Here is a 6,232-nt window from a genome sequence, read left to right as displayed (position 1 = left end):
AAAAACTTGACTTACATTAACAAACATAAGCCAAGTTTTTAATTATAAAAATTATAGAGAAGATAAAACTTCCTCTATACCTTTTAATTTATCTTCAAACTCTTTTTTCTTTCTGTTTTCTGTGTCAATAGCTTCCTGTTTAGCTTTGCTCATAAAGTTTTCATTAGAAAGTTTTCTGTTTACAGCTTCCAAATCTTTTTTGTATCCTGCAGCTTCTTTTTCTAATCTCTTCTTCTCTGCTTCTAAATCTATTATGCCTACAAGATTAACATTGATTTCTCCGCCTTCAAATACTTTAACGAATGAACCCTTATTTCTTTCACTGTCTTTTGATGAAACTATATTCAATGATTCTGTAAGCGAAAGCGATGATATAATATCCTTATAGCTTTCTGCAGTATTTTTAAAATAATCTGAAGTATAGCGGATTATTACATCAAGTTTTTTGTTCGGAGGCAAATTAAATGATGAACGTGAATTTCTTATTCCTGAAACAATATCCTGAATCAAGTTGAAATCTTTTTCTATATCTTCAAATATATATTTAGCATTAGCTTTAGGATATTCTCTGATCATCAATGCTTTTGAATCAATATTATGCTTTGGTAAATTAGAATAAATTTCTTCTGTTATGAACGGCATAAATGGATGAATCATAGCCATTGATTCTTCAAGTACATATAAAAGAACAGCAATAGTTTTTTCTTTCTTGCTTTCATCTTTCAAATCGAATTTACTTATTTCTATGTACCAATCACAGAACTCATTCCAATAGAATTTATAAATCGTCTGAGAAGCCTCATCGAATCTATACTCTTTTAATTTCTGTGCGGTTGATTCAATAGCTTTCTGAAGTCTTGACAATATCCATTTATCTTTATTTTCAAGAGTGTAAGTATCTAAATCTTTTATATTAGCATTATCTTCAATGTTACCAAAAATATATTTAGCACTATTGTATATTTTATTAGCGAACTTTCCTCCCATTTTGAAAAGTTCTCTGTCAAGCCAAATATCCTGTCCGCCTAATGAAGTTATAAATGATAAAGTAAATCTGAATGCATCAGCTCCATGCTCATCAATAATTTCTATAGGGTCGATACCATTTCCTAAACTCTTAGACATTTTTCTTCCGATTTTATCTCTTATAAGTCCATTAAGATAAACATCTTTGAAAGGCACATCATTCATAAAATGAGTTCCTGCCATAATCATTCTAGCAACCCAGAAGAATAATATATCATAACCTGTAACTAATGCAGTAGTAGGGTAGAAGTATTTTAAATCTTCGTTAACTTCAGGCCAGCCGAAAGTAGAAAAAGGCCATAACCAAGAAGAGAACCAAGTATCAAGTACATCTTCATCCTGATGAATATTTTTAGATTTACACTTAGTACATTCTGTAATATCAGTTTTTGACACCATCATCTCGCCGCAGTCATCGCAGTACCAAACAGGAATTCTATGTCCCCACCATAATTGTCTGCTTATACACCAATCTCTAATATCAGTCATCCAGTGATTGTAAGTGTTAATCCATCTTTCCGGATAAATTTTTGTATTGCCGTCATTAACTGCCTTGTATGCTTTTTCTGCTAAAGGCTTCATTTTTACAAACCATTGATCGCTGTAATAAGGCTCTACAACATTATGGCATCTGTAACAATGTCCTACTTGGTGTTTGATATTATCTTTACCAACGAAAGCGCCTAATTTTTCAAGTTCCTGTATTATTAAAGCTCTTGCTTCTTTTACTGTTTTGCCTTGATAATTAGCAGGAGTATTCTCATTAAATGTACCGTCTGCATTAAGTATATTTATTATTTCCAAATTATGTCTTTGAGCTATAGCAAAGTCATTAGGGTCATGTGCAGGAGTAATTTTTAAAGCTCCTGTACCGAACTCTTTATCAACATAAGTGTCTTTTACTAATCTTAATTTTCTGCCTACTATAGGAAGTATTAAAACATCTTGTTCTGTAAGATGTGCATATCTTTCATCATCAGGGTGAACAGCAATAGCAACGTCAGCCAAAATAGTTTCAGGTCTTGTAGTAGCTATTTCAATATATTCATCTTTTCCTTCTATTTGGTATTTAACATGATATAAAGCACCCGCAACTTCTTCATGTTCTACTTCATCATTAGCCAAAGCAGTACCGCAGCTAGGACAATAGTTAATAAGATATTTTCCTCTATATATTAAACCTTGATTATAAAGCTCAACAAATACTTCTCTTACAGCATTGCTAAGTCCTTCATCAAGTGTAAATCTCTCTCTGTCCCAATCGCATGAACATCCTATTTTCTCTAATTGCTTTACTATGATAGAGTGATGCTCATTAGCTACTTCCCAAGTTTTTTTAACGAATGCTTCTCTTCCTAAATCATGTTTATTTTTGCCTTCTGCCTTTAATCTTCTTTCAACAACATTTTGAGTGGCAATACCGGCATGATCTGTTCCCGGCATCCATAAAGTACATTTTCCAAGCATTCTATGGAATCTTATTAATATATCCTGAAGAGTATTATTAAGACCATGTCCCATGTGAAGAACGCCTGTAACATTTGGAGGAGGTATGACTATAGAATATGGTTCTTTATTTTTATCCATAACAGCATGGAAAAATCCGCTCTCTTTCCAGAAATTATATAATTTGTCCTCGATGTTTTTAGGGGTGTATGGCCCTTCTAAAGTGTGTTTCATATTCTTTTTCCTCCAATAAATCAATAATAATTTAAAAATTGATATGATATTTTATACTATATATAATATTTTTCAATTATTTTTATTAGTATTAATTATACTGAAATTATTGTATTTTGCTGTTCTATGAAAATAAAAAATAATTATGTATTTAGACAATATATCTAAACACATAATTATTATATTATTAATCTTTGATTTTTGATGCCATTATATTAGCAACTATTGAACCTGATATATTATGCCATACGCTGAATATTGCTCCGGGTACTGTTGCTAAAGGCATTGAAGCAAAATGAGTTGCAGCAAGTGAAGTTGCAAGTCCTGAGTTCTGCATTCCCACTTCTATTGATACAGCTTTGCATTTAGCATTATTTAATCTGAATAATTTACCCAATAAATAACCGCATAAGTATCCTAAACAATTATGAAGTACAACTACTATTATAACTAAATAACCAACCTGCATTAATCTTTGAGAGTTTGCTGATACAACAGCGGCTACTATTGCCACAATAGCAAGTACTGATATTAAAGGCAGTATTTCTTTTATGCTGTTTGTAAACTTATAAAAGAATTTATTTATTATAAAACCTAAAGCTATAGGAAGTATAACAACCTGTACTATTGATACAAACATATTCACAGCATTAACATCAACCTTTTGTCCTGCATATAATAGTGTAAGCAAAGGAGTTGCAAAAGGAGCAAGTATAGTTGATACGGAAGTCATGCCCACAGATAAAGCAACATCTCCATTTGCTAAATACGTCATAACATTTGATGAAGTGCCTCCCGGACAAGTTCCTACAAGTATAACTCCTACAGCAAGTTCTGGAGGAAGTTTAAAAACCATAGAGAGTAAGAAAGCAAGTAAAGGCATTATAGTAAATTGTGCTATTGCTCCTATTATAATGTCTTTCGGTCTTGTGAATACCACTTTAAAATCTTCAAGCTTCAATGTAAGTCCCATACCGAACATTGCTATCATTAATAGATAGTTAACATAACTTGTCTTTATAAAGCTTACAGTCTTTGGAAAGAATAATGATACTGCAGCAACTATTAATACAATAATAGCCATATATTTGCCGAAGAAATTACTTATTTGTTTTAATGTTTTCATTTTTTATATTCCTCTTTATAAATTATTTTTTATCATTGTTTATTATTAAACTCTTCTAAATCTATTATAGCTTTTAATATCATTTCCTTATCGACTTTATACGGACTTGTATTTAAATCTTTTCCGCAAAGAGCTGTTTCCAATGCATTATTAAGTTCTTCATCTTCTAAACTTGCTTTATTTATCCCTATATCTTTTAAACATGTAGGAAGAGATATAGATTTATTAAATTTAAAAATATTCTCTCTTTCCTCATATTGTTCGTCCATAGTAAGAAGTAATAATATACCATAAGATACTAATTCTCCATGAAGCAATTTGTTTCCTATTCTTTTTACTTTTGTAAGTCCGTTATGCATGCCATGTGCTAAAGCTATATGATAATCGTCTTTTGCCATTACTGAAGTTAAGCCTGTTGTGTATATTATATGAAGTATTATTCTATTTAAAACTTCTGTTGATTTTTTATTTTGAAAATCATTTATAGCTTCTGAATAATGTTTTAATATATCATTAGAACAGTTTTTTATTATCTCTACTGCTAAGAAATTTTGATAATTTAAATTCTCATTTCTTGTTGAAAATAATGCTTCATACTGTTTAGAAACTGCATTACCTATACCTGCTCTAAAATAATTCTCAGGTGAGTTTAATATGATATCCGTATTTATAAATGTATGCAAAGGAGGTCTTTTATCAGCAAACATTTTTTTGAAACTTCCGTCATCATAATAGACAACAGAAATACTAGTTACAGCAGCACAATTTGAAGCCAATGTTGGAAAAGTAAATATAGGCTTATTTATTGTATATGCTAAAACTTTTGATGTATCTAATGCTCTTCCTCCTCCTACGGCAAATATCATATCAGCTTCCATTACCGCCTGCTTATTTTTTAGTAAATCTACATTTTCAAAAGTTGATTTATCTCCGTAATGAAACATCCCTGTTATGGTTATATCTTTTACATTGTTTAATATTGATTCTATTGATGCCTGCATAGATTTTTTACTGGATATTATAACAGCTTTTTTTCCATAGTTTGAACATATATCGTATATATCTTTATAAGCATCGCTTCCTATACTGAAGTTAGTTAAAAATAAATTTTCTGTACTCATTTTTGTTATCCTTTAATTAATATTATTTTTTATTATTGTTATTTGTTTTTAAGCGGTAAACTTAATTCGTTAATTATAATCTTATAGTTTACCGCTAATGAATTTTTATTCTCTTGTTCTTGCCGACATTATATTGGCAACTATTGAACCTGATATACAATGCCATACACTTCCTATAGCACCAGGTACAGCAGCCAAAGCCATATAAGCAAAATGTGTTGAAGCTAATGATGAAGCTAATCCGGCATTCTGCATACCCACTTCTATAGATATAGTTTTGCATTTAGCATTATTGAATTTGCATACCTTTCCTAAGAAATATCCAAGCATATATCCTAAAGTATTATGTATTATTATAACTATAACTACTAAGTGTCCAACCTGCATAAGTCTTTGCGAGTTTGCAGATACAACAGCAGCTACTATTGCTACAACTGCCGCTACTGATATTAAAGGAAGTACATCTTTGAAATGATCAACGAATTTATGAAAGAATTTATTTATAACAAATCCCAATACTATAGGAGCTATAACAACCTGAAGTATAGATATAAACATGCTTACTGCATTAACATCTATTTTTTCACCTGCATATAGCAGAGTAAGAAGAGGAGTTGCCAAAGGAGCAAGTATTGTTGATACAGAAGTCATACCCACAGACAAAGGAACATCGCCTTTAGCTAAATAGGTTATAACATTTGATGATATTCCTCCAGGACAAGTACCAACAAGTATTACACCTATAGCAAGCTCAGGAGGCAGTCTGAAAGCTAAAGAAAGTAAAAATGCAAGTAAAGGCATTATAGTGAATTGTGCTATTGCTCCTATAACTATATCTTTAGGCCTTGTAAATAATACTTTGAAATCTTCCAATTTTAATGTTATACCCATACAGAACATTGAAGTCATAAGAAGATAGTTAACATAAGTTGTTTTTATAAAGCTTACAGATTTTGGAAAGAATAAAGATACTGCTGCAACTACTAATACTATAACTGACATATATTTACCGAAGAAATTACTTATTTGTTTTAATGTTTTCATTATTAATATCCTTTTTTATTATTTTATTTATTGTTATTTAGTTGTTTTTATTTTTAATATTGTTTTCAAAATTAATTTTTAATAATCATATTTTTCTCCTTAAAAAAATTTTATTTAAAATAAATTTAGTCTAAGCTTATATCAGCTATAAACTAAACAATTTTTATCCTGGCTTAAAAGATAGATATTCAAGCAGTCTGTAATATTAATTTTTTATAATGACTTTTAGATTAAT

At 30.2% G+C, this 6,232-nt stretch carries 4 protein-coding genes; all 4 read right to left on the bottom strand.

Annotated features, from left to right (window positions below):
• Nucleotides 1-51: 51 nt before the first annotated feature.
• Entirely contained in the window at nt 52-2,706 is a 2,655-nt protein-coding gene (locus Q0J90_RS10120; protein ID WP_297277783.1) for a valine--tRNA ligase, read from the bottom strand.
• A 187-nt stretch (nt 2,707-2,893) separates the two neighbouring features.
• On the bottom strand, nt 2,894-3,832 hold the full coding sequence (locus Q0J90_RS10115) for a bile acid:sodium symporter family protein (RefSeq protein ID WP_297277782.1): 939 nt from the start codon (nt 3,830-3,832) through the stop codon (nt 2,894-2,896).
• A gap of 32 nt (nt 3,833-3,864) precedes the next feature.
• Entirely contained in the window at nt 3,865-4,953 is a 1,089-nt protein-coding gene (locus Q0J90_RS10110; protein WP_297277781.1) for an iron-containing alcohol dehydrogenase family protein, read from the bottom strand.
• Between the two features lie 105 nt (nt 4,954-5,058).
• Nucleotides 5,059-5,997 carry a bile acid:sodium symporter family protein gene (locus tag Q0J90_RS10105; protein ID WP_297277780.1) on the bottom strand — a complete coding sequence of 313 codons (939 nt, stop codon included), beginning with the start codon at nt 5,995-5,997 and terminating at the stop codon, nt 5,059-5,061.
• Between the last annotated feature and the right edge of the window lie 235 nt (nt 5,998-6,232).

The organism is uncultured Brachyspira sp. (genome assembly GCF_944390595.1).
Classification (GTDB): domain Bacteria; phylum Spirochaetota; class Brachyspiria; order Brachyspirales; family Brachyspiraceae; genus Brachyspira.
Note: the sequence above shows the minus strand (reverse complement) of the source record. Positions and strands in the feature narration are given on the sequence as shown.